This is a genomic window from Psychrobacillus sp. NPDC096426 (genome assembly GCF_044762745.1).
Classification (GTDB): domain Bacteria; phylum Bacillota; class Bacilli; order Bacillales_A; family Planococcaceae; genus Psychrobacillus.
In genome coordinates, this window is record NZ_JBIWEX010000025.1 from 36,758 (window position 1) to 63,267 (window position 26,510).

Here is a 26,510-nt window from a genome sequence, read left to right on the forward strand (position 1 = left end):
GCAACATTCTCATTTCCCCCTTTTAAAGGATCATCCAAAAGCTATTTGGATGGTCCTCTTTTTTTGGTACACTAGAAGTATGTAAATTACGATTTGGGGGAAATGACAGATGGAAAAATGGAAAATTGGATTTATCGGGACGGGTGTAATGGGGAAAAGTTTAGTGAAGCATTTACTAAATGCTGGTCATGAAGTAGTTATTTATACTAGAACAAAGGAAAAAGCAGATGAACTAATTTCACTTGGGGCTACTTGGGTAGAGCGTGCAAGTGACGTAGCAAGTAATGCGCAATTCGTATTTACGATGGTAGGCTATCCGCATGATGTGGAAGAGATATACTTCGGAAAGGAAGGTATTTTTGCTGCGGACAATAGAGGTTTAATTGTCATCGATTTGACAACATCGACGCCAACTCTCGCTCAACAAATAGAAGTGGCTGCAAAAGAAAAAGGAATGTTTGCGCTAGATGCACCGGTTTCTGGAGGAGATATTGGAGCACAATTAGGAAAATTATCGATTATGTGCGGTGGGGAGAAAGAAACGTTTGAAAAAGTTTTGCCTATACTAAACCTTTTTGGAGAGACTATTATTTACCAAGGTGCTGCTGGAGCTGGACAGCATACGAAAATGTGTAACCAAATAACGATTGCTACTGGAATGATAGGTGTCTGTGAAGCTCTAGCTTATGGACAAAAAGCTGGACTCGATTTAGAACAAGTGTTACGTTCCATCTCAACCGGAGCAGCTGGTTCTTGGTCATTAAGTAATTTGGCTCCACGCATGATAGCAGGTAATTTTGAACCTGGCTTTTATATTAAGCATTTTGTAAAAGATATGAAGATTGCACTAGAAGAAGCTGAAAAAATGAACTTGCAACTTCCAGGTCTACAACTAGCAAAATCAATGTATGATGAATTAGTTGCTAAAGGTTATGAAGAGAATGGGACACAAGCACTTATAAAATCATACGAATGAGATAGGAACTATTAACTACTATATGATACAATCTATTTAGCTTGATTCAATACAAGATAATTAGAGGGAATTTGGCTAAGAACGCCACTTCCATGATTTTGTGTTAATAGAGAGGAAGATTGAAAATGAACGATCATAAAGGAATATTGCTTGAAAGTGGTACGAATGAGCTAGAAATAGTAGAATTTCAAGTTGGCACTAGTAAATTCGGTATTAATGTTATTAAAGTAAAAGAAATAATACAACCAATCCCGGTTACATTTATCCCACTTGCACATCCACATGTAGAAGGTATCGTACAATTAAGAGGAGAAGTACTACCAGTAGTAAGTATGGCAAAGGTGCTTGGACTCCCAGAGGTAAATAAAAAGGAACAAGAAAAATATATTGTAGCGGAATTTAATAAGCAACAAGTAGTATTCCACGTGGATAACGTTACTCAAATTCATCGAATATCGTGGGAGCAAATTGAGAAGCCGAGTGATATTTATCAAGGTGGTACTTCTCATGTGATCGGAGTCATTAAGCGTGAAGACGAAATGGTTCTATTACTAGATTACGAGCGAATTATTGTCGACATAAACCCAGAATCAGGGATAAATGTTGAATCGGTTAAAAAGCTAGGCGAGCGAGAGCGCTCCAATAAAAAGGTCGTCATTGCAGAGGATTCACCATTACTTCGTAAGTTATTACATGATACATTGCATGAAGCGGGCTATGTTAACCTAGAGTTTTTTGAAAATGGAAAAGACGCACTAGGTTACTTAGAAGATTTAGAAAAAGTTTCATCCAATATCACAGAACAAGTGCAAATGGTTGTGACGGATATTGAAATGCCACAAATGGATGGACATGCTTTAACTCGAAAAATAAAAGAAAATAGTAATTTAGCTAAACTTCCAGTGCTCATTTTCTCGAGTCTAATAACAGATGACCTCCGCCATAAAGGCGATCAAGTAGGAGCAGAAGATCAAATTAGTAAACCAGAAATTGCGGAATTAGTTTTGAAAATAGATCAATATATTTTGTGAAAAGAAAAAAACGGGGCTGTCTCCTAAGTCATTTAAGTGACGAAGAGGTAGTCCCTTTTTACGGATGCATTCCGTGAACATGGCTTCAGTCTCCTCGTCCCTTCGCTAAAAAGCTAAAAAACAGATGTAGAAAAAAGAGACTTTTTCTATACCTGTTTCAATTTTAGTGGCTTATTAGACAGCCCCGTGGAAACCTAAGAATCTAAATATGATTTCATTGTTTGTTTTTTTCGATTAGTTTTCCTTGCATATGATTGCGTACATATTGTAGATTGATTAGAGGGATTCTTCAACGTAGATTGAGGTCCAATGTAATCAGTTAGTACTTGTTTTGCCATTTTTAAATTCATTTTTCGGATAGGATTTCTATAAGTATCATCTAGATGACCAAGATGCGGTAATTGTTTAAAGTCTTCTTTCGTTGGGATCATATGGAAGTAGTAGTCTGCACATTGAATTAATACGGAGGATTGCTGTTGGCTATTCCTTGGATTTCGAACAAAATGTAGACCGATTTTTTGTGCTATGTCTTCTTCTAACATCTTTTCAATAGCTAGTTTTTTTAACTGGTAAAGCGGTTTTTTATCAATGGCTGTTTTGGCATGGCGATTGACTGTATAAATTGCTGTAGCTATTCGTTCATCTTCTGTACTGGTTGTCATAAAATCCTCCCTCAATATATTTTATATTTACTATATCATACCAATTTTAAATTAAATTGTATACACAAATCAAAAAAGTAATGTTTGGCGCAAGACTAAAGATATACATAATAAAGTCGATAATAAAAGGTGAAGTAATAGTTGAAAATCGTTTCATTCTAGTTAGTTTACGATTCAAATTGGAGGATTCCATGGACAATTCAGTAAAGCCAAAGCTTATTATGAATCATTATATAGGTGATCTAATGGATGAAAATCCACTACCTTTTATTTTATTGGAACGAGAAAGCAAAAATAAATTTTCTTTAATCTATGTTAATCTTGCTGCAGGAATCTTTTTTGAAAATACAGGTAATGACCCTCAACAATTTTTTTCAGCAGAAGTCTGGAATCAGTTGCATATACTATTAAATAGTTTCGAAGGTGAAAAACAGAATCTACATAGCAATTTACTTTTTACTTTGCAAAATAAATTATATTCGGTCGGTTTTTCCGTTGTTTCCTTACAAAATGAAGCTAATAATTTATATGGATTAACTCTACATGATAATAAGATTGACATGATTGAAAAACAAGCGCTACAAGCAATAAAAGAAAAATATATGTCCCTTTTAGATCATAATACCGATTCCGTTTTTTTAGTGGATGAAAATGGAATGATTCAATATGCTAATGCGGTTGCAAGGAAGGTTTTAGGGTATGACTTAGATAAACTACTACATCAACCGATTGAACAGTTTATCGAGAGTAATTCGCTTGGTAATTTTCAGCTTATGATTAAGCAAACATTGAGTGGCTACCCTGCTGAATTGCAAAAATGTCTTTTACAGCATGCGAAAGGTCACTATGTATATGTATACTTAAAAGCAATTCCAATTCATGAACAAGGGAATGTGAAAGAATTTCATCTAGTATTTAGAGATCTGACAACAAGTGCAGATGAAAAAGAACAATTATATTATTTGTCATATCATGATCATTTAACTGGCTTGTGGAATCGCCGTTCTTTAAAAGAGCACTTACGAGATAATCTGATCGAAGCAGGTATTAGTAAAACTCAAATTTCCATTATGCGAATTGACTTAGATCGTTTTAAACTAATAAATGAGTCACTTGGTTATAATTATGGCGATGATTTTTTAAAAAAAGTAGCAGATAGACTAAGTCTTTTTATTAATAAATCTTGTAATCTGTATCGACAAAGTGGCGATGAATTTGTATTTATTTTAAAAGACAAAACACGCGAAGAGACGAGCAGTTTTGCAGAAAATATATTAAATGAATTGTCCAAGCCAATCTATCTAGATCATCAAGAATATTTTGTAACAGCTTCTATCGGTATTTCAATGTATCCGCTGGACGGAAAGAATCTAAATGAATTACTTATTAAAGCAGATCAAGCCTTGTATGTGGCGAAAGATAGAGGTAGAGCACACTATCGCTATTTTCAGGAGCAGATGAATTTATCATTTCCTAACGAAGCGTTAATGGAATCTCATTTAAGAAGAGCGATTGAGAAAGAAGAATTGACTATACATTATCAGCCACAGGTAAATTTAGCTACAGGAGAGATAAACTCCTTTGAAGCATTATTACGTTGGAATAATAGAAAATTTGGATTTGTCTCGCCGATGCAGTTTATCCCACTCGCAGAGGAGTCAGGAATGATCATGCAAATTGGTGATTGGGTTTTAGAGGAAGTTTGTAAGCAATTACAATATTGGCAAGAAAAAGGTTATCGTCCAGTTCGGATTGCTGTTAATATTTCTCCTAAACAGTTTAAACAAGAAAATTTTGCGATTAAAATTCGTGAGAAAATAAATAAATATGGCATCAGTCCATTTTCGTTAGAGGTAGAAATTACAGAAAGTGCAATGACAGATATGCAAGATACCTTTGCCATGTTAAAAGAATTAAAGGATATTGGGGTTGTTATTTCCATAGATGACTTTGGAACAGGTTATTCTTCTCTCAGCTATTTAAAGAAGTATCCCATCGATATTATTAAAATTGATCAATCGTTTATAAAAGATATGGAACAAGATGAAAAAAATGCAGCAATCGCAACAACGATCATCCAACTCGCGCATAGCTTAGGAATGGAGGTTATTGCGGAAGGTGTAGAAAAGGACCAGCAAGTCGAAATTTTAAAAGCTGCAAAATGTCAGAAAGCACAAGGTTACTTTTTTAGTCGACCAGTACCGATACACGACATTAATCAATCATATATGACAACTATTCAACCGTAAATTGTTCTGAAATTTACGGTTTTTTTGTGTTCTATGAAATAATAATATTTATGTGTGTGTATAGCTTTCTTCAAACAACATAAGGTATTCCACTTTTTTATTAATCGTAATATAGGAATAATGCGTCATAATGAGGCTCTTTTAAGTGTCCGCTAGGATTTCCGCTCCAGGCGGACGCTTTCCGCGGGGCGGGCGGTGAGCCTGCTCGGTCGCTAGCGCTCCACTGCGGAGTCTCACCTGTCCCGCTTAATCCCGTAAGAGTCACCGCCTTGCGCTTCAATCAAAAGGAATTTTATGCTAATTTGGTGTCTGCAGTGATCAGGGATTTAAATTGATCAGGTCTACTACGCAAGCAATATTTATTAAACCTATTTAGAAAATGCTGTCTCTAAATAAGTGGAGCATTTACTAAAATAAAGTTCGTTTCATTCAACCACTTATTGGAATAATATTTCATATTCATAATCGTCTCACTCCAAGTAAACTTGTTATTTTAAGAGTTGGTTGCTTTCACAAGCAATTTGGTTGCTCTATTGCTAATTTAGTTGCTTTCCGAATGGAACTGGTTGCTATCAATAACTGATTGATTGCCCTTATCCACTTACTGGATATTTATATGTCGAAATATTATACAGTTTAGGGATAAAGCACATAACACAGCATCTGTTGGGTTGGTTTAGTAATCTCAGCGGTCAGTTTGTTACTTTCAAGATGTACATTGTCGCGTTCACTGCATGCTATGTCTCACTCAACCATTTATTGGACCTTACTTTCAGGAAATTCTACATAAGATTGAATTTAAAACAGTGACACTGATTAGCTATCAATTTTCGGTGGATTAGAGCGGAAGGGCGGCGACTCCAGCGGGATGAGTGAGAAAGATGAGATATCACAACGTACGCGTAGCGTCGGTGATAGCTCATCGCTCACCCCGCGGAAAGCGTCCGCCCTGCAGCGGAAATCCAGGCGGTAAATTCCTTATGACGCATTATTCCATATTAAGTGAACTATCCAATTAAAAAGTTTATTTATTTTATGAAGAGTTATATTTTACTGTTGCCTTTTATTCAAGAAACCATAATGAATAGAAAAAGTTGTAGTCCGTGGGATAAACTAGCGGATTAGTAAACGTCTAATCATTTCGCACAAGAAAATAAAAAATAAATGTAAGCGATTCCATAGTCTTTTCATCCTTTCATGTGCTATCATAGTTTCATAGGGTATGTTTTCTTAAAGTGAAAACAGACAAAGGAGTAGAATGCGATGATAGTTGCAAGCAGTAAAGGTTTTTTACAAATTCCAATAGAGGATTATATTATTTCAGCAGAAAAAGTAGCACATGTACAGTTAGGTAATAACGCAGAACATGCATTGTTAGTTCTTACGAAAACTGGATATTCTTCCATACCAGTACTAGATGTAAAATATAGACTGCATGGTTTAATTAGCTCCCAACAAATAACAGATGAAATTTTAGGACTTGAACATATTGAATATGAACGACTACCTGACCTAAAAGTTGACGATATAATGAAAACAGACGTATCGGTTATTCATATTAAGGAAAAGTTTCAAAAAGGGCTGGATCTATTAGTAGATAATCCTTATATATGTGTAATTGACGACGAACGAACATTTTTAGGGATCTTAACAAGAAGAGTCATATTAAAGCAAATGAAAAAGTATTTATACCAAACGCAAGAAACTCAAGTATAATGATGTAAAAGTAGTGAAGGCCTCTTATTTAAAGGGCCTTCTTTTTCATGTATGCACCAACGATACTAAACAGAAAGGATGATTAGAAAATGACTTCCGATTTTCTCATTATTAAAGTATTAGCAGAAGAACAAAATATGCGAAAAGCAGCAGAGCGTTTATTTCTTTCACAACCTGCACTTTCACAGCGACTTCAAACAATTGAGAAGGAGTGGAATACGAAGCTTTTTTTACGTTCCCAAAAAGGGTTGACTGCAACTCCAGAAGGCGAATTAGTAATAGAATTTGCGACTAATATGATTCAACAAAAAGAAGCATTATATGAAGCGATTCAATCGTTGACATCCAAGGTACATGGAACATTGAAAATTGCTTGTGCATCTATTGTGGGACAAAATTGGTTACCGAAAGTACTGAAGGATTTTGTACAAACTTATCCGGAAGCGAAGATTTCCCTTCTAACTGGCTGGAGTTCAGAAATTGTCAAAGCTATATATGACGGGGAGGCGCAAATTGGGATCGTGCGAGGTCAAACGGACTGGAAAGGGAATAAAATACATTTATTTCGAGACACACTGTATTTAGTAGATAAAGAAATGACTTCCATTGATGATGTATTAACGACGGATAAACCGTTTATTCAATTCAAGAGTGATTCGAATTATTATCAAGAAATTCAGCAATGGTGGCAAAAACATTTCTCTAGCAATCCAAAAAGACAAATAATTGTAGATCAAATTGAGACGTGTAAGCAAATGGCTTTAAATGGGATTGGCTATGCCATTCTGCCATCCATTACGTTGACTGGACAAGAAGAAGTGCATAAAATTCCTTTAACGAATAACGAAGAGCAGTTTGAGTTAACGAGAGATACTTGGCTTATCGGCTATGATGCGGCGTTCGAACTTCCGCAAGTAGAAGCTTTTGTCAGCATTGTAAAAAAACATGCACAAATCTTTCAATAAGGAACTTTCATCTTTTAATAGCGTACTAATAACTAAGAAGTGAAGGGGGAAATTCGATGCATATTCGGAAGTTAGCGTTGGTTATTTCAGTATTATTTATCTATTTTTCATTATTACCAACAGTCAGTGTTTTAGCAGCGCCTAACTTAAACGTAAAGGTGACGACTGGATTTAATGGGAAAGCAAAATATGGGAAAGGGTTACCGATTACCTTAACTGTTGAAAATAAAGGAGATGCATTTTCTGGAGATCTCGTGTTAGATACGGTAGAGTCTTATAACCTAGGAAATGCACTTGCTATTCCATTTGAAATTGGAGCAGGAGAAACTAAAACAGTTCAAGTAGCAGTGAGTGGCTTGGGAGAAGACTATATGTATCAAGGGGCCAATGTGCAGCTTATCCACTTTTTTGAAGGTGGATGGGAAAAAGGAAAGTCAATTGATTTCAAGGGAACAAAAAACTTACGAACTAATTTTTACGATCCTACAACTATTTTTTATCTTACTTTAACAAACAGTGCAGATCGACTAAAGGCTTTGAACCAAATCAAACAGCCAAACCAATTAAATGATGAAGTAATTCATGTTGACCAGCTAAGTAACTTTTCTTTACCGACCGATGCAGTAGCATGGGAAATGGCTGACTATATTATTTTAGATGAATTTGTACTAGCAGATTTGGTGGATACGCAACAACAAGCACTTATTGATTATGTCAAAACTGGTGGGAATATCGTAATAGGTGCTTCTGATAATTTACTAGCGGAAGTAGGAAAACTAGGGGATTACTTGCCATTAACGTTAGAAGCAACTACACAAACATTAACAGCGGATAATATGCGAGCATTTACTGCAAATAATACATTATCCAATGATTTAACCGTATATAATTCCACTTTAAACGAAGGGGCTACACCTTTATTTAAAATGGATGGAACGATATTAGCAGGAAAGAAACAAGTAGGCAGTGGTGCAATTATCCAAACGACTTTTTCTTTAGGTGATGATCCATTAGCAAAAGATCCAGTTTATAGTGATTTAATGTCCACTATTTTACAGTCGGTTAATGTCCAAAATACGCCAAATATGTATGGCTATAATAGTGCTAAGGATCAACTCGTTTATGAGTTAGGAAACACGAATTCCCTATTTAGTTCATTTAAAGTTTCTACACCATTAATGATTGGAATCGTAGTCGTTTATATGATTATTGTTGTCCCTCTTTTATATATCGTATTGAAAAGAAAAGATAAAAGAGAATATGCTTGGGGGATTATACCGCTCACAGCAATTATTGCTTCTGCTGCTATTTTCGGTTACGGAGCAAGAGATCGCATCGCTCGTCCCCAAGTGCAACAATCTTCGTTTTTACATGTGAATGAAGATAAAAGTGTGCAAGGGTATTATGCAGAGTCTATTTTAAGTAACAAAAGCGGTGATTTTACTTTTGAAGCCCCTACTACTACAACGATGGTTGCGAAGAGAAACTTCAATTCATTTACTGGGCAATCACCAAATGTGTATGAAAATGCGATTATGGAAAAACATGCAACAAGTAGCGAGTTGACGTTTCGAGATGTAGGCTACTGGTCTGTTTCTTCCTTGTTCGGTGAAACACAGATACCGGAAGTAGGAAATTTTGATATAGACCTTCGAGTGGAAGCAAGTCAACTTACTGGAACGGTCCAAAATAACTTCCCTTTTGTTGTAAAAGAAGTTTCCGTTTGGTCTGGAAGTAAATTAATCCCATTAGGTGATCTTCAACCAGGTGAAAAACTGGAAGTAAATAAAAAGTTAAGTTCGGTCATGTTAATGCCAATTTCAAATCCGTATATCAATCAGAACTATGGAATGAACCCTGGGACGTCTGTTGATTTAGTAGAACAACGAAAGCAATCGATGTATTCTACAAGTTTAATGGGCAACCAAAACGGAAAAAGTCCCGTAATAAGTGGCTTTGTAGACGATAATATTATACCTATTAAGCTAAAAGATAAAAAAGTAGAGATGTCAGCCCTACATTTACTTATACAACCATTTACTGCGGAAACTATCTTTGCAGGAGAATTTGTATTACCTGCGAATATGTTCACTGTAAATGTCAATACGAATGAATACGGCAAATATATGGAACCAGTCATGAACAACGGTTTGGAATGGTATTTAGATGATGGGGAGTATAATGTATATTGGAAAATTCCAGATACAATTCCGTTGGATAAAGTAAAATGGGCACAATTACAAATTGCGAATACAGATCGAAATTCCCATACGATCGAAATATGGAATATAGAAACAGGGAGCTTTGAAGAAATAAGCGAAAGCAGATTTACAAATACGGAAAATATCCAACATTATATTAATGATGCAGGAGAACTATATTATAAATTGCAGAAAAAATCGGTCGATGGTAATGCTTATACAAGACTTCCAGAAGTGCGATTGAAAGGGGAGGTTACGCAATGATTGAGATAAAAGGATTAACAAAAAAGTATGGCTCTTTTTATGCATTGAATGACTTAAACCTTACATTAAAAGAAGGTACCGTATTCGGATTTGTAGGAGCGAATGGTGCTGGAAAATCCACTACTTTTTCCATTTTAGCGACACTTCTCCAACCTACTTCTGGTGATGCTTTTGTGAATGGAAAAAGTGTGAAGGCGGATGCCCATGAAGTGCGAAAGCAAATTGGCTATATGCCCGATTTTTTCGGTGTCTATGATCAGTTAAAAGCAAATGAGTATTTAGATTTTTATGGAGCGAGCTACGGTATTTCAGAAAAAGAAAGAGAAATTTTAATACCCCAATTACTAGAGTTGGTTAATCTAAGTCATAAGCGCTATGAATATGTTGATTTACTTTCCCGTGGGATGAAACAACGTTTATGTTTGGCACGCTCGCTCATTCATGATCCAAAAGTGTTAATCCTCGATGAACCAGCTTCTGGTCTAGATCCCAGAGCTCGCGTAGAAATGAGAGATATACTAAGGCAATTAAAAGAAATGGGCAAAACAATTCTAATTTCATCTCATATATTGCCGGAACTAGCAGAAATGTGTGATGAAATTGGCGTTATTGATGGAGGAAGATTAATCGCACATGGTTCCGTAGCGGATATTCAAGCACAACTTGCCGGTGAAAAACAAATAACGGTGAAGCTGAAAGGATTATTAGAAAACGCGATTTCCTTTTTTGAAGAAGATCCTTTTGTTTCTAAAGTGGAAGCAGCAATGGAGAAAAATGCAATTACGTTTACTTATAGAGGGACAGAAGAAGATCAAATCAATTTGTTGAAAAAAGCATTGAATCACTCATTAAGCATTCTTTCTTTCTCGGAAACAGAAACGGACTTAGAAGATGTGTTCATGGAAATTACGAAAGGGGTGAAATAAGATGAAGCAGTTACTAGCAAATCCAGTGTTAGTTAAAGAAATAAAACTTCGCTTTCGCTCGTTAAAAAGTTTTACAGGTATTCTCTTTTACTTAATAGCAATGTGTATATTTGTATTTGGCTTTATCATGCTGACTACTTCGTTTACCGGTACTGGTTATTTCAGACCGGAAGAAAGTTTCTTCATGTTTGCTATGCTAACGTATATTCAGCTAGGACTTATTCTTTTTATCACCCCTGGGTTAACTGCAGGGGCGATTAGTTCGGAGCGCGAGAAGCAAACGTTAAATATATTACTGACAACTTCTCAAACATCTTTTCAAATTATTTTCGGAAAGTTAACTTCGTCCATTGCTTTTCTTTTGTTATTAGTAGTATCTGGGTTACCTATTTATAGTTTAGTTTTCCTTTTTGGAGGAGTATCCCCAGGACAACTTGGCATCATTTTCTTATTTTTCTTTTTAACGATGCTTGCCATTGGTGGGATTGGTATTATGTACTCTACCATTATTCGTAAAACGATTGTAGCAATGATTGCTACTTATGGAACGATGATTTTCTTCACTGCGGTTACAGGGTTTATATACCTCGTGATTATAGGTATGAATAGCATGGCTGCAAATACGCTAGCTTCATCGCCTGTCGGTCATTTTTTTGCAAGTATTAACCCAGTAGTTTTAATGCTTACGTTAATCTCTCCAGGCTCGGATAGAATTATCACGGAAATAACGAAAGTGGATTTACCGATCTGGTCAGGATATGCGATTTTCTATATTTGTATAACGATTATATCGATTCTTATTGCTGTAAAAAAATTACGTGTGAATATGAAGCGTACTAGATGAGGAGGAAGTTCAAATGGGTAGCCCACATAAGTTAATTCGTTATATCGGGAAAGCTAAACGTGGCCTTATGTTGGAACATTATATTAGAATGCTTCAAGCGGCTTTGTTTTATGGATTTGCTTCTGCTGCGGCTATTCTACTCGTCTCCAGGTTATTTGTATTTCCATATTATATTCGACTTGCTGTGATTGTTGGTAGCATCGCGTTTATCGCCGTTTTTTTGTATGCATTTTGGAAAAGACCTTCTAGGGAAGTTGCAACTCAAAAACTGGATGCTTTCTATCCTGATAATTTATGCTTAACAGCCGTTTCATTCCTACGTGAAAAGTCTCCGCTTATCAAAGAGCTACTTGAAAAAGCGGAGCAGAGTAGTGAAAAAGCATTTGTACAATTCAAGCAGCGGGAGAAGCGCTATATTCAGCCTAAATGGATGATAGGGTTTGTCACTGCTTTTACTGCTGTTCTTGTACTATATGCGTTTCCTGCAGCAACCCAACTGGAAGCGAAGGATATTGAAAAAGAAAATCAAATTGTGAAGGAAATGAAAAAAGAAGTAGAGAAACTAGAGAAAAAAGAATTAGTTCCGTTTGTAAAAAAAGAATTGAAGGATTTAAAAGAAAAGCTTAAGGAAGTAGAAACAGCAGAAGAAGCATTACGTGAAATGGTGAAAAAGCAAAAAGAATTAGCTTTAAAAGAGCAAAAGTTGGAAAAAAAGAAGGAACTTTCGAAACAAGGGGACTCTACTGAATCATCTCTTACTGCTGAAGAACAAAAAGAACTTGCTTCTTTAGAAGAAACGGTCGGTGCTCTATCAAAAAGTGCCGCCACTTCTCAAACAGCTCTAAGCAAGATGGGGAAATCGTTTCCTTTTACTTCTAATCAAACAGCACAGAATAACTCAAGCGCAAATACGCAGAAAAATGCTAATCAATCTAACCAAAGCCAAGGGAAAAACCAAGGCCAAGGCCAGAGTCAAGGCCAGGGTCAAGGCCAAGGTCAAGGTCAGGGTCAAGGCCAGGGTCAAGGCCAAGGTCAGGGTCAGGGTCAAGGCCAAGGTCAGGGTCAAGGTCAAGGTCAAGGCCAAGGCCAGGGTCAAGGCCAGGGGCAGGGTAAAGGTGCAGGTAAGGGTTCCGGTGGAAGAAATTTGCTTTCCATTCCAACAAGAATCGGCGGAACTGGTAACACTTCTGTAGATGGAGGAGAGCTAGGCGCGGGAGAAGCTGCTAGTGAGCAACCTGGCGAAGTACCAGTGACACGTGGTTCAGCGAAGCCATATGAAGAAGTCGTCAATGAGTATGCAGATTCCTATATAAAAAGCTCCGAGCGCTTGCAACTACCATCGGACTTACAAAGAATCGTTCAAGATTATTTTTCAACCGTTGAAAATAGTGAATAATGGAGGATAATGATGACTTTTACAACAGAGGATTACACAAATATTAGTAAACGACTAGAGGAAGTTCGAGCGGAAATAGGTCATTTTATTGTAGGTCAAAAAGAAGCTGTGGAATTTTCCATTTATTGTGTCCTAGCCGATGGTCATGCTTTACTAGAAGGCTTGCCTGGGTTAGGGAAGACAATGCTCATTCGAACTATTTCTGAAGTACTGGATTTATCTTTTTCGCGAATTCAGTTCACACCAGACTTAATGCCATCGGATATAACTGGAACGAGTATGATTGAACGATTGGAAAACGGTAAACAGCAATTCACATTCCAAAAAGGTCCTATTTTTAGTCAAATGGTTTTAGCGGATGAAATAAACCGGGCAACGCCGAAAACACAAAGTGCGCTACTAGAAGCAATGGGTGAAAAAACCGTAACGGTTCTTGGAGAAACGAAGCAAATGGATAAACCTTTTTTCGTACTTGCTACACAAAACCCAATTGAAATGGAAGGAACATATCCATTACCAGAAGCACAAATGGACCGTTTCTTATGTAAAATTCTTGTTTCGTATCCAACAAAAGAAGAACTGATGGAAATTACAAAGCGAACGACAGGTGGTCAATCCATTCAGTTGAATAAAATAATGAATGCAAAAGAAATTGTACACGCACAACAAATGGTAAAAGAAGTGCTAATAGCAGATGATATGTTGGAGTATGCAGTGGATCTAGTAGCTGCCACACATCCAGAAGCAGCAATTATTCCTGAAGTTGCACAATATGTACAATACGGAAGTGGACCTCGTGGTTTGCAAAGCCTTATAAAGCTTGCGAAAGCACGTGCGTTAGTTGCTGGACGTTATCATGTGTCGATTGCGGATATTAAATCTGTTGCGAAACCAGTGCTCAGACATCGTTTATTATTGAATTATGAAGGAGAAGCAGAAGGGAAAACAGCAGATGAGCTAGTAGATATCGTATTGCAAAATATTAAACAAGGGCAAAACGTATGAGTACTGATCATCTAGTGCCAAAAGATTGGGCAGGTAAACTAAGTAGGTTATCCATTTCTACTAAGTCCAAATTGCGTGGGCAGCATAAAGGTTCGCACCGTTCGCAGCGCTTTGGGGCATCCTTAGATTTTTCCGATTTTAGAGAGTATAGCCCAGGTGATGATGTGCGCCAAATAGATTGGAATGTCTATGCGCGAACAGATAAGTATTTTATAAAACGATTTTTAGATGAACAAGAAATGCGCGTACATATTTTACTCGATTGTACCAAGTCCATGAGTGATTCGCTGAAATGGACATTTGCAAAACAGCTCGCGGTATCTCTCGGTATACTCGTTTTACAACGGGATGATCGTTTGTCTTTTTCGGCAGTAAGTAATGATAAGAAACCGCTATTTAGACGGAAAGGTGCTAGTTATCGGAAAGCCTTTACACAAACCATTTCTGATTTAAAAGAACCTGTCATGACTACTTCGTTTTCGGAAAATGCGATTTCTTTTTTACCGAAAGACAGCACAGTTTTATTTGTTATTTCAGACTGCTTGGAAAGCTTGGAGTCTTGGGAAAGATTGCTTCAAAAGCTACCAAAATTTGCGGGAGATATTCGCATTTTACAAGTAGTAACAAATGACGAACTGGAACCAACCTATCGGGGGGACGTGCAAGTAGTAGATGTGGAAACTTCGGCTCAATTAAATGTGTCCATATCTTCACGAGTACTCGAATCATACGAAGAAAAGAGAAAATTACATCAACATGGACTAGAATTATTAAGTAATAAATTTGGAGCAAGATTACTTCAAGTAAATGCAGATGATGGTATTTCGCATGTACTATTTCAACAACTATTACGTGCAAATTGGGTGCAATGAGGTGAGATTACTTGGGTTTTAATCAACTACTATTTTTATGGACAGCTATTTTTCCGATTGCTGTATTACTTTATTATTTCTTCCGAAAAAAATATGCAAAGCAGCCTGTTTCCTCTACACTTTTTTGGCAAGAAGTGATGAAAGAAACAAAAGCTTCACCCTATTTACAGCATTTGCAGCGAAATGCTTTATTTTATTTGCAAATGATCGCAATGATTTTACTTGTTTTAGCTTTACTTCAGCCTTTTTGGAAAACAAAGGCACTCGCCGGAGAACAAATAGTTTTTATTGTAGATACTTCTGCAACGATGGAAGTAAATACAAATGATTCAACACTTTTTGAAGAACATAAAAAACAAATGCTACAACTTGCTGATGGCTTATCAGGCAAGCCGCTCACCATCATAACAACTGGCAATGAACCGACTCTAGTAGTCCGTGCGGAAACGAATATCGATCAAATAAAAAGCGAGATTGATAAACTGAAAGTCAGCTATGAAGAGGAAAATATGTCAAAAGCATTAGATTTTGCGCAATCATTTTTTCAGCATAAAGCAACTTCTGTTTATATTTTCACGGATGTATTAGATCGAAAGGAACTCCCTTTGCAATATGAAAATGTCACTTGGAATGTAGAAGGACTAACATCAGAAGTAGGAAACTTGTCGATGAAACGATTCGGTGCAACCAAAACGAATAATGGGATATCTGCATTAATTCAACTAGAAAATCAATCGAATAAAGAGCAAATAACAGAACTATCCATAGCAAATGAACAAGAGGATCTATGGAAAGAAAACGTCACAATTCCGCCAAATGAAACGATTACACTATCATTTGATGAATTAGCAGCATCTTCTTTTTTAAAAGCATCTCTTGATGCGAAAGATGGATATACATTAGACAATACGATGACTGTATTTATGCAAGATCAATTATCGAAAGTATTTATCGATAGTGGCTTGCATGAGCTAGTGAGGACCGCATTTCAATCAATGGATATTGAAGTAAGCAGCGTACCGACCGAGCAAATAGGGTTATTGGCAGAAGAAGGTATTGCTGTTACGAATCAATTTGGAATTTTAAATCAACTAGACCGTCCAGCTTTATTCATCGGAAGAAACGACGTAAATGCGATAGAAGTAAATGGTGAAGTACAAACAACTGAACATGCGCTTTTTTCTTTCGCTAATTTATCCGATATTTATGTGAGTAGCGTATATCCAGAAATTCAAGGCTATACAACGATAGCAACAGTAGGGGATCAGCCATTTATTCAAGTTTCTCCTCGTGGGGATATTGTCGTGCTAGCGGATATTCAAATGACCGATTGGCCCCTTCACCCATCTTTCCCGTTATTTATGTGGAGCGTGAAGGAACAGCTTTCTGTTGGAAATGCGTATTTAGGTACGTTTACTCCAAATCAAAGAAGTCCGCAATCACTAGGGAGTGCTTCGAATGAATGGGAAATATATACGATGGATGATTCCTATCAATATTCGATCGATAATGGTGGAGCATTTATCGCACCGATGAAACCAGGATTATACGTACTTCGTTCTAATGATGTCGTAAAAAACTTTTCTGTTGCTTTATCTCAAAAAGAGAAAGAAATAGAAAAAGGAGAGACGTACAAAGTAAACGGCGAGCAAATAGAAATGAGCGAAAATTATTCGCAACATTCATTTGTTCCATATATATTACTAGTATTGTTGTTATTATTTGTCATAGAGTGGGAGGTGCAAAGACGACGTGGATTTACGAGTTGACCAACCACTTTGGCTATTGTTATTAGTTCCTATTGTTATTTATTTTATATGGACTTGGAAGAAAGAAAAGAAAGGTTTTCGTAAAGAAGGAAAAGTTGTCTTTTTTCTTCGATTACTTGCCATTGTTTGCTTGATTTTAGGTTTGACCAATCCTTATCTTTTATTACCTATAAAAGAAGAACAAGTACTTTTCTTAGTCGATCGTTCCGCTTCTGTACAAGGAACGGACAACCAAGTGATTTCGTTTATCGAGCAAAGCTTATCGTCGCGAAAAAATACACAGCTTGTAGGTGTATATACATTTGCGGAAGACTTTCAATCAGAGGTTGCTTTAACTGCTGGGGAAGTAAATTTACCCGTCTTTACACCGATGAAAGCTCCAGGTAACACGGATATAGCAAGAGCATTGCAACTTGCGACTGGGATTGTAGAACCATCGAAAGCGACAAGAATCGTCCTTTTCACGGATGGATTAGAAACGAGTGGTTCGGTACAAGATGAGCTTTTGAAAATTGCAGGTGGAAACGTGACGATTGATGTTGTTCAACTCGAGCGAGCATCTTCTGAAGATGTTGCGATTACCTCGTTTGAAACACCACCCATTGCATTTGAAGGGGAGCAACAACAACTAAATGTCCAATTAGAAGCGACGACGAATACGACAGGTGAATTATTGCTGTATGAAAACGATCAATTGTTATCTCGTGAGCAAATTACACTAGAACAAGGATCGAATAGTTTTACATTTCGAAATGCATCTACTGGAGAAGGATTATTAAAATATGAAGTCCAAGTTGTCGTAAGTGGGGATGGATTAATCGAGAACAACAAGCTGACGAGTGTAACAAACGTGGAAAGCTCTCCACATTTATTAGTCGTAACACATGATGGCAACCGCTCTAATATTCCAACCGTCATTGACCAAGCCGCTATTCAAACGGACGTTATGGATGCCAGTGCATTGCCGTTTGATTTATCGAATTATTTACGGTACGATGCGATCATTTTTGATAATGTCCCTGGGCATGTTGTAGGGGAACAAAAAATGACGGTCATTGAACAAGCGGTGAAAAATTTCGGTGTTGGTTTTATGATGGTCGGCGGAACAAATAGTTTTGGTTTAGGTGGATACTTCAAAACGCCTATTGAAAAATTATTACCAGTTGAAATGGAGATTAAAGGAAAACACCAAATGCCATCTCTCGGTTTAGTTATTGTGATGGACCGTTCGGGAAGTATGAGTGGGTCTAAATTTGAATACGCGAAAGAAGCTGCAGCTCGTTCAGTCGAAATGCTTCGAGAAGGGGATACGCTTGGCTTCATCGCGTTTGACGATCGCCCCTGGGAAATAATTGAAGCATCACCTCTATCTGATAAACAAGAAGCATTAGACACTATATTATCCGTTGGAGTAGGCGGTGGAACAGAAATTTACTCGAGTCTAGCACTAGCTTATGAAAAGTTAGCTCCTTTAAAGTTACAGCGTAAGCATGTCATTTTATTGACCGATGGACAATCTGCTTCTAGCGGGGATTACCAAACATTAATCGAAGAAGGGGCAAAAGATTTAATCACCGTTTCGACGGTAGCGATTGGGCAAGATGCCGATAGAGCGTTACTTGAAAGTTTAGCTGAAATGGGCGGAGGAACATTTTACGATGTAGTAGATGAATCGACTATTCCAGCTATCATGTCTACAGAAACGGCGATGATTTCCCGAACCTATATCGAGGATAATCCATTCTATCCAATTATTTATGGTGATGCTGCTTGGACTAGTTTGTTTATAGATGGAGTGCCGCAAATGAACGCCTATATTGCGACGACACCGAAACAAACTGCATCGATTATTGCCGAAAGTGAAAAAGAAGATCCAGTACTTGTTGAGTGGATGTACGGGCTAGGAAGAACAATGGCTTTCACTTCCGATTCTACAGGGGCGTGGAGTGGTGATTTTGCTAGATGGAACCATTGGGGAGACTTTTGGAACACAGCAGTCTCTCGCCTATTACCTGCTTATAGTGAAGTGCCATTTACGATTCAAAAAGCTAGTGATGGTAGTTATACGGTAACCGATCCTTCAGGAAAATCTTCTTTTTTAGAAGTAGCTGCGGTTAATGAAAAAGGGGAAGAGCTCCCCGTTACATCAGAACCACTCGCACCAGGCAAATCACGTGTAACCGTAGAAAGTGATCCAGGTCTTGTATTTTTCCGAGTATCCAATGAACAAGATGCGGTTTATCAAGCAGGTATTTCTATTCCATATAGTGAAGAATATAAAGTACAAAAGCCAAATACAAATAAGTTAGAGATGATTGCAAACCGAGCAGGTGGTAAAATGCTTACAGAAGCATCTGAAGTATTCCGACCTATCGATTTAAAAAGTTCAGAGCGACAATCAATCCAGCAATTGCTTATATTAGCGGCAATCGTCTTATTTTTTATTGATATCACGATTCGTAGATTTGGTTTTAACCAATTGCTCGCACCTTTTAATAGGATTAGAAAGAAAAAGAAGATTGTAGAGACCACAGTTGGAACAAGTAATGTGGAAAAGCTTGTGAAAGAGATGAAAAAACGGTAAGAATTGTGGAACGGCTAACGGCATATTTATGTTGTTAGCCGTTTTTTGTTCAGCAAGCGGGCCCTTAAATGGAACAACACTTGATGGCTAAAATTGGTTATAATATTAGGAAATAGGTTTTTTTCTAGAAAGATTAACATAATTTTGTAATTTATCGCTTTGTATGAGGGGGATAGAAAATGAGGATTCAAGAAATAATAGATATAATAAGGGAGTATTTTTTTCTAGCATTAATAGCAATAATTATTTTAGGGGTTATTTTCTTTTTAGGATATTTCATTCTATATAGAAAACTCTTTGGAGGGAAAAGAAGACTTCTCAAAAAGCAATTACTGTTTGGAGGATTGTTTATTGGATATATCATCATGGTGGCTGGTGTAACCTTTTTGAATAGAGGTTCTAATTATCTGGGCGAGATGGACTTATCTTTTCTTAGTTCATATAGAGAAGCTTGGTATAGTTTTAGTGTAAGGCATTGGCAGTTTGTGCTTTTAAATATTCTCATGTTTGTACCGTTCGGTATACTTTTACCATTATTACATTCGCGTTTTCGTAGAGGTATTTGGACAATCGGAGCAGCAATACTATTTACTCTTTCCATTGAAAGTCTCCAACTAGTTACAGGATTTGGCATTTTTGAAGTTGATGATTTATTTAATAATTTACTCGGTTCAATCATTGGATACGGTATTATTATGGGATTCATCACAATGAAAGGAAAGGAATTAAAGCTATCGTTTTTCTACTTTTCACCTTTATTATTAGTATTGGTCTTATTAGGAAGCATGTTTACGTACTACCACTTTAAGGAATTTGGGAATCTCTCCATTGCTCCCATTCATAGAACTGATATGACACAAGCAACAACCACTATAGATGTACAGTTAAACGATAATACAATAACAGTCCCAGTATATAAAGCACCGAGTTATACAAAGGATGTCGCTAATAAATTTGTCCTAGATTTTTTTAAAAGAATGAATCTTGATACGTCGGATATGGAAATTATTTCTTATCAGAATGAAGGGGTCTATTGGAATGGACGTGAGAGATCTCATAATATATGGTTCCGATTTTTAGATGGAAGTTATGATTATACGGATTTTTCAAGCTTTAACGAAGATACAGAGCTAAAAGATGTAGATGAAGAAACCTTAAAAGAAAACTTAACAAAATTCGACATTGACATTCCACAAGACTCTCATTTTCAAAAAGTAGATATTGGGATTTATGAGTGGACTGTAAATAAAAAGGCAATAGACAACCAGTTAAAAGATGGATATTTAACTGTAAATTATTATAGCGATGATACGGTAAAGAGAATTAATAATAAATTAATAACTTATGACAAGGTAAGGGATATACAAATAATAAGCGAACAAGAAGCGTATAAAAAAATTTTAGATGGGGAATTTCAACATTACTCTGAAAATAAAATAATAGAAACCTTACATATCCATAAAGTAGAGGTAAGCTATTATTTAGATTCCAAAGGCTATTATCAACCTGTTTATGCATTCTATAGTACATTAGATGGATTGAATATGACTATTTTAATTCCGGGAATCTAGAAAACTTTATTACTGATGATAGTTCTTACAATGAATTAGGTAATCCAAAATATAAATAAATTTACTGTACTTGAAACTTGAATAAACGGAAATCATTAATTGAAGAAAAAACAGTGGATATTGGAGTTTAGAAATTATTTAGTTATTCAATTAAAGAGCGCAATTATGGAAAAGCACAGTAGAAAATGATTAAACCTTTTTAGTAATACCTAAATGGAAAAGTTAATTAATTTGTTCAAATTTTATTCTAAAGTATTTGGTACATGATTTTCCCATATGCACGTAAATATAAAAGAGGAGAAAAGTGAACCAGTCACTTTTCTCCTCGTTTGATTTACTTTATAGAAATTTAAACAATAATTGGATTTTTCTTCTTAATCCAAACAATCGTAATACCCCATGAGCATAAAAGAATAATTGCACCAATAACAAACGGAAGATTTAGATTCATATCAAAAAACATTCCCGCAAGCGCTGGACCAACCATATTTCCTAAACTCATATACGCATTATTCATACCAGCGGCAAATCCTTGTTCATTTCCAGCTAGCTTTGACACGACCGTATTAACAGCCGGGCGAATTAAAGTAGTTGCAGTGGAGAATAGAGTAGCTACTAACAATACTAGCGCGAATCCATCTACTAAGAAAAAAGCTAATAATGATAATGCGGCACCAACAAGACTTACTAAAATTACATTCAATTCACCGAACCGTTTAAATAGTTTATTGACAATTAAAGTTTGTACAATTACACCGGCAAATCCTCCAACCGTCAATACAATGGCGATATCTTGTGGAGTGTAATTATATTTATGGTCGACATATAGAGAAAACGTTGTTTGGAAATTGGCAATCCCGAAAGAAAACACGAAAATAATAACGAGCATCATAAAATACGGTGTTTTCACCGAGTTTTTCATTTGAACAAGTATATTCTCGCGTTTTTTCGCTTCAGAAGGATTATCCGAAATCGCATGTTTCACATCTGGTAAAATGATAAATGAAATTACGGCAGAAAGAATTGCTGCAATGGAAGCCATATAAAATGGGAAAGTTAAGCTTACTTTTGCTAAAAATCCACCGATCGCAGGACCTATCATAAATCCTAAAGACATCGAAGCACCAAGAAGACCCATTCCTCGTCCACGTTCTTCAAAAGTTGTAATGTCAGCAACAAATGCCATCGTCGCTGGAATTAAAAAAGCTCCCCCAATACCACTTATAAATCTTGCAGCATACAACATCCATTCGTGTGTCGCCATGCCGAACCAAAATTGAGAAGCAGAAAAGACAAGTAATCCAACAATAATAAGTTTTTTTCGCCCAAAAGTATCAGACAAATCACCTGCTAATGGGGAAAATACAAACTGTCCTAATGCAAAAGATGCAATGATAAATCCTAATGCTTGGCCTGCTACACCAAACGTCTCTAAATACGATGGCATAACTGGAATAACAAGTCCAATACCTGCCATTGCGATAAACATATTAAACATTAATATATATAGTGCAAACTGTGATGTTTTCTTCGCCATATGATTCCTGCTTTCTTAAATTACTTAGTATGCGTCTATCGATTCTACCATATTCGGGAAAGAATAAAAACTTTCGTTGCACGAATAATTATTAATTGTTAATTTGGAAAATAAGAAATAGAGTCGCCTGGGAAAAGGCAACTCTATCCATTAATTTGTTCCCATTTTAAACTTTAAAAATAACTCGTTATATTTACCTAACATCTCAAGACCGAGATCATTATACACTTCTAAATTATCTCTAGTCTCCTCGGTAGGATAAAAGCGTTCGTCTGAAGTAACTTCTACATCCATCAACTCCACAGCGGCTGCATTTGGGATAGAATAACCAACATAATCTGCATTTTTGGCCGCTACTTCTGCATCTAGCATAAAGTTTATAAATGCATGTGCTCCATCTACATTAGCTGAAGTTTTTGGAATAACCATGTTATCGAACCATAAGTTAGAACCCTCTTCGGGAACGGCATAGTCCAGTTCTTCGTTTTCAGACATCATATCAGCTGCTTGACCTGACCAAGTTAGGGCTACAGGCGCCTCTTCATTGACCATGAGCTGCGTTACTTCATCCCCAATAATTGCTTTTACATTAGGAGATAGTTTGCTTAACTTAGCAGATGCTTCTTTTAATTCCTCTTCATCTGTAGAGTTTAAAGAATATCCTAAGCTATTTAAACCCATACCAATTACTTCGCGAGCACCATCGACTAACAACACTTGTCCTTTTAAGGAAGGATCCCAAAGAGCTTCCCAACTTTCGAATGTTTGACCATCCAGCAAGCTAGGGTTAAATACAATTCCTACAGTTCCCCAAAAATAGGGGATCGAAAACTCATTTTTCGGATCAAACGACAAATTTAAAAAGTAAGGATCAATGTTTTCGAGATTTGGAATCTTCGAATGATCAATTGGTAATAGCAAATCATGTTCCTTCATTTTTTCAATCGCATACTCTGATGGAATGGCAATATCATACGAAGTTCCACCTTGTTCAATTTTCGTCATCATCGCTTCGTTTGAATCGAATGTTTCGTAGACAACGCGGTATCCTGACTCTTCTTCAAACTGACGGAGTAAATCCGGATCGATATATTCACCCCAGTTGAAAATAGTTACTGTATCGCTTCCTGCTTTACCGGAACTTTTATTCAAATAGTCATTAACAAAAAACAAAGCGATGCAAACGACAATAATTGCAATTGCTGCTTTTATAATGTCTCTCATTTTCGTACCCCCATTCCAACAGGGTTTTTCCCTCTTTGATTGATAAAGTAATAACCAACCACCAGGAGAATCGTCACGATAAAGATAATGCCAGAAAGCGCATTGATCGTTAGGGTGATACCTGCACGTGCCATAGAGTAAATTTCTACAGATAACGTACTAAATCCATTTCCTGTAACAAAGAAAGTGACAGCAAAATCATCAAGCGAATACGTAAGTGCCATGAAGAACCCTGCAAAAATCCCTGGTTTAATAAAAGGAATAATTACTCTTTGTAAAATTTCTCCTTTTGTTGCCCCGAGGTCTGCCGCTGCATCAATTAATGAGCTATTCATCTCCTGTAGCTTTGGCAATACCATTAATACAACAATCGGAATACTAAAGGCGATATGCGAGATTAACACAGATGCAAACCCTAATTTAACGCCAATCATTGTAAAGAAGATTAAGAAAGACGCCCCAATTACAACGTCAGGACTGACGATTAATACATTGTTTAACGATAATAAAGAATTTCGTATAGACTTGTTTCGCATATACACAATACCAATCGAACCTAATACCCCAATAATCGTTGCGATTAAAGCAGAAAGGAGTGCAACGATTACAGTATTGATCAGAATCATAATCAGACGCGTATCGGAAAATACAGCAGCATAATGTTCCCAAGTAAACGATTCAAAATTGTTCATGCTGCCACCACTATTGAACGAATAAAAAATCAAATACAATATTGGTGCATATAATACGATAAAAATAAGGGCTAAATAAAGCTTTGCAGACATTCTAGTTTTTTCCATTAGAAGTAGCCCCCTTATCTCTTTGACCTGTTATGATCATAACAATGACCATAAATATAATTAAGAATACGGCAATGGTCGAACCCATTCCCCAGTTTTGTGTCACTAAAAATTGTTGCTCAATAGCAGTACCAAGTGTAATTACTTTATTTCCAGCGATTAATCGAGTGATCATAAAGAGTGATAAGGAAGGGATGAATACTGCTTGAACCCCGGCTTTCACTCCATTTGTCGTTAATGGAAAGATTACTTTTGTAAAAGTTGTCCAACTAGATGCACCTAGATCTCTACTTGCATCGATTAACGAAGGATTCAATTTATCTAAGGCATTAAAAATAGGTAAAATCATAAATGGAATAAAAATATAAACAGATACAAAAATAAAACTAAAGTCTGTAAATAAAATTTGTGTTTCCCCGAAACCAAACACATTTAAAAATGCATTAATTGGACCGTATAAGCCAAAGATTCCAATGAATGCATAGGTTTTTAATAACAAGTTAATCCACGATGGAATAATAATTAATAATAACCATAGTTGTTTATGCTTTGTTTTCGTAAGTAAATAAGCTGTTGGGTATGCAACGATTAACGAAAACAGCGTTATGAGAAAAGCATACCAAAAAGAACTAAGTGTTAACTTTAAATAAACAGAAGTGAAGAAGTTTTTATAATTGTCTAAAGTAAAATTACCGCTTAAATCGAAAAGCGAATAATAAGCAATTAAAGCAATCGGTGCAATGACAAATAATAGAATCCAAGCAAAATATGGTATTAAATAAAAAGTTTTCGTATTTTTAGTTTGCATATGCGTCTTCTCCGTAAGACTCAAGTCGCTTATCAAATTCTTCTTCCGTTTCATTTGGACGCATAACATGAATTGCTTCTGGATCAAAATCTAGCCCGATAAATGTTCCAACTTCTGCTTTTTTTGTCGAATGGACTAGCCATTCATTTCCTTCATCATCATATGTTGAAAGTTCGTAGTGAACACCTCTAAATAATTGTGTGTCTACTTTTACTTTCATTTTTCCTTTTTCAACGGATGTAATTTCTAAATCCTCTGGTCGTATAACTACATCAATACTTTCATTTGGATTAAGACCTTGGTCAACACATTCGAATTCTTTTCCACCAATACGTACGCGAAAATCGGCAACCATTGTGCCAATTACAATATTCGATTCTCCGATAAAATCTGCAACAAAGCGATTGACAGGTTCATCGTAAATGTCCATTGGCGTTCCACTTTGTTCAATATTACCTTCATTCAGTACGAAAATTTCATCTGACATAGCTAAGGCTTCTTCTTGATCATGCGTAACGAAGATAAACGTTTTGCCCAATCGTTGCTGAAGCTCACGAAGCTCGTATTGCATTTCCGTACGTAGCTTTAAGTCCAAAGCAGAAAGCGGCTCATCGAGCAAAATAATTTCTGGATCATTTACAATTGCTCGGGCAATCGCTACACGCTGTCTTTGACCACCAGACATTTCTGCAATTTCTCTATTTTCATAACCAGATAAATTTACAAACTTTAGTGCTTCAAGAACTTTTTCTTGAATCTCTTGTTTTCCTAGTTTTTTAATACGAAGTCCAAAGGCTACATTTTCAAACACATTTAAGTGAGGAAATAGCGCATAGTCTTGGAAAACCGTATTTACTTGACGTTCGTTTGCAGGAACATTATTAATTAATTTTCCATTAAAATAGATATTGCCACTTGTAGGCTGCATAAACCCTGCAATCAATCGCAAGATGGTCGTTTTTCCACAACCGGAAGGACCAAGTAATGTATAAAATTTTCCACGCTCTAATTCAAAGTTTATATCCGTTAATACTTTTGTTTCTGCATCATAATATTTTGTGACATTCTCAAAACGAATGATAGGTGTCTCTGACATAATATACCTCCAAT

20 protein-coding genes are annotated in these 26,510 nt (G+C 36.4%); 14 read left to right on the forward strand and 6 right to left on the reverse strand.

All coding sequences use genetic code 11. From position 1 onward, the window contains the following. Positions 1-109 precede the first annotated feature (109 nt). Entirely contained in the window at positions 110-976 is an 867-nt protein-coding gene (locus tag ACIQYS_RS18135) for an NAD(P)-dependent oxidoreductase (protein ID WP_402982997.1), read from the forward strand. Between the two features lie 125 nt (positions 977-1,101). Continuing rightward, on the forward strand, positions 1,102-2,007 hold the full coding sequence (locus ACIQYS_RS18140; protein WP_402982999.1) for a chemotaxis protein: 906 nt from the start codon (positions 1,102-1,104) through the stop codon (positions 2,005-2,007). A 194-nt stretch (positions 2,008-2,201) separates the two neighbouring features. On the opposite strand, the gene ACIQYS_RS18145 is transcribed toward ACIQYS_RS18140, so the two are convergent. Further along, positions 2,202-2,669, reverse strand: a complete 468-nt coding sequence (locus tag ACIQYS_RS18145) for a YkyB family protein (protein ID WP_402983002.1) — start codon at positions 2,667-2,669, stop codon at positions 2,202-2,204. 191 nt (positions 2,670-2,860) lie between these two features. Between ACIQYS_RS18145 and ACIQYS_RS18150 the strand changes: the two genes are divergently transcribed. The 12 genes from ACIQYS_RS18150 (at position 2,861) to ACIQYS_RS18205 (ending at position 21,031) form a co-directional block, all read left to right on the forward strand. Then, positions 2,861-4,918 (forward strand): EAL domain-containing protein, encoded by a 2,058-nt coding sequence (locus ACIQYS_RS18150; protein ID WP_402983005.1) that lies wholly within the window; start codon positions 2,861-2,863, stop codon positions 4,916-4,918. Between the two features lie 1,263 nt (positions 4,919-6,181). Further along, a complete protein-coding gene (cbpB, locus tag ACIQYS_RS18155; RefSeq protein WP_402983008.1) occupies positions 6,182-6,634 on the forward strand; it encodes a cyclic-di-AMP-binding protein CbpB in 453 nt (150 codons plus the stop codon). An 89-nt stretch (positions 6,635-6,723) separates the two neighbouring features. Then, a complete protein-coding gene (locus ACIQYS_RS18160) occupies positions 6,724-7,599 on the forward strand; it encodes a transcriptional regulator CcpC (protein ID WP_402983011.1) in 876 nt (291 codons plus the stop codon). Positions 7,600-7,655: 56 nt separating this feature from the next. Further along, the gene (locus tag ACIQYS_RS18165; RefSeq protein ID WP_402983014.1) at positions 7,656-10,064 is read left to right on the forward strand and encodes a hypothetical protein; all 2,409 of its coding nucleotides are present in this window, start codon (positions 7,656-7,658) and stop codon (positions 10,062-10,064) included. After that, positions 10,061-10,990, forward strand: coding sequence for an ABC transporter ATP-binding protein (locus tag ACIQYS_RS18170; RefSeq protein WP_402983016.1), 930 nt, complete (start codon positions 10,061-10,063; stop codon positions 10,988-10,990). The genes ACIQYS_RS18165 and ACIQYS_RS18170 overlap by 4 nt, the downstream gene beginning before the upstream one ends. A 1-nt stretch (position 10,991) precedes the next feature. Further along, positions 10,992-11,834 carry an ABC transporter permease gene (locus tag ACIQYS_RS18175; RefSeq protein ID WP_402983019.1) on the forward strand — a complete coding sequence of 281 codons (843 nt, stop codon included), beginning with the start codon at positions 10,992-10,994 and terminating at the stop codon, positions 11,832-11,834. Positions 11,835-11,847: 13 nt separating this feature from the next. Beyond that, on the forward strand, positions 11,848-13,230 hold the full coding sequence (locus ACIQYS_RS18180; protein ID WP_402983022.1) for a hypothetical protein: 1,383 nt from the start codon (positions 11,848-11,850) through the stop codon (positions 13,228-13,230). Between the two features lie 12 nt (positions 13,231-13,242). Then, the gene (locus tag ACIQYS_RS18185; protein ID WP_402983025.1) at positions 13,243-14,235 is read left to right on the forward strand and encodes an AAA family ATPase; all 993 of its coding nucleotides are present in this window, start codon (positions 13,243-13,245) and stop codon (positions 14,233-14,235) included. Then, positions 14,232-15,107: a DUF58 domain-containing protein gene (locus ACIQYS_RS18190; RefSeq protein ID WP_402983028.1), complete on the forward strand. Its 876-nt coding sequence runs from the start codon at positions 14,232-14,234 to the stop codon at positions 15,105-15,107. Before ACIQYS_RS18185 ends, ACIQYS_RS18190 begins: the two co-directional genes overlap by 4 nt. Before the next feature lie 11 nt (positions 15,108-15,118). Then, on the forward strand, positions 15,119-16,876 hold the full coding sequence (locus ACIQYS_RS18195) for a vWA domain-containing protein (protein ID WP_402983031.1): 1,758 nt from the start codon (positions 15,119-15,121) through the stop codon (positions 16,874-16,876). Then, positions 16,860-19,460, forward strand: a complete 2,601-nt coding sequence (locus ACIQYS_RS18200; RefSeq protein WP_402983034.1) for a VWA domain-containing protein — start codon at positions 16,860-16,862, stop codon at positions 19,458-19,460. The genes ACIQYS_RS18195 and ACIQYS_RS18200 overlap by 17 nt, the downstream gene beginning before the upstream one ends. A gap of 179 nt (positions 19,461-19,639) precedes the next feature. Then, the gene (locus tag ACIQYS_RS18205) at positions 19,640-21,031 is read left to right on the forward strand and encodes a VanZ family protein (protein ID WP_402983037.1); all 1,392 of its coding nucleotides are present in this window, start codon (positions 19,640-19,642) and stop codon (positions 21,029-21,031) included. Positions 21,032-21,380: 349 nt separating this feature from the next. Here ACIQYS_RS18205 and ACIQYS_RS18210 read toward each other — a convergent pair whose 3' ends face one another. The 5 genes from ACIQYS_RS18210 to ACIQYS_RS18230 form a co-directional block, all read right to left on the reverse strand. After that, entirely contained in the window at positions 21,381-22,568 is a 1,188-nt protein-coding gene (locus ACIQYS_RS18210) for an MFS transporter (protein WP_402983040.1), read from the reverse strand. A 150-nt stretch (positions 22,569-22,718) separates the two neighbouring features. Further along, positions 22,719-23,792 (reverse strand): ABC transporter substrate-binding protein, encoded by a 1,074-nt coding sequence (locus ACIQYS_RS18215; protein ID WP_402983043.1) that lies wholly within the window; start codon positions 23,790-23,792, stop codon positions 22,719-22,721. Continuing rightward, on the reverse strand, positions 23,789-24,592 hold the full coding sequence (locus ACIQYS_RS18220) for an ABC transporter permease (RefSeq protein WP_402983046.1): 804 nt from the start codon (positions 24,590-24,592) through the stop codon (positions 23,789-23,791). The genes ACIQYS_RS18215 and ACIQYS_RS18220 overlap by 4 nt, the downstream gene beginning before the upstream one ends. Next, positions 24,579-25,400, reverse strand: a complete 822-nt coding sequence (locus ACIQYS_RS18225; protein ID WP_402983049.1) for an ABC transporter permease — start codon at positions 25,398-25,400, stop codon at positions 24,579-24,581. Before ACIQYS_RS18225 ends, ACIQYS_RS18220 begins: the two co-directional genes overlap by 14 nt. Then, positions 25,390-26,496, reverse strand: a complete 1,107-nt coding sequence (locus ACIQYS_RS18230) for an ABC transporter ATP-binding protein (protein WP_402983052.1) — start codon at positions 26,494-26,496, stop codon at positions 25,390-25,392. The genes ACIQYS_RS18225 and ACIQYS_RS18230 overlap by 11 nt, the downstream gene beginning before the upstream one ends. Positions 26,497-26,510 lie beyond the last annotated feature (14 nt).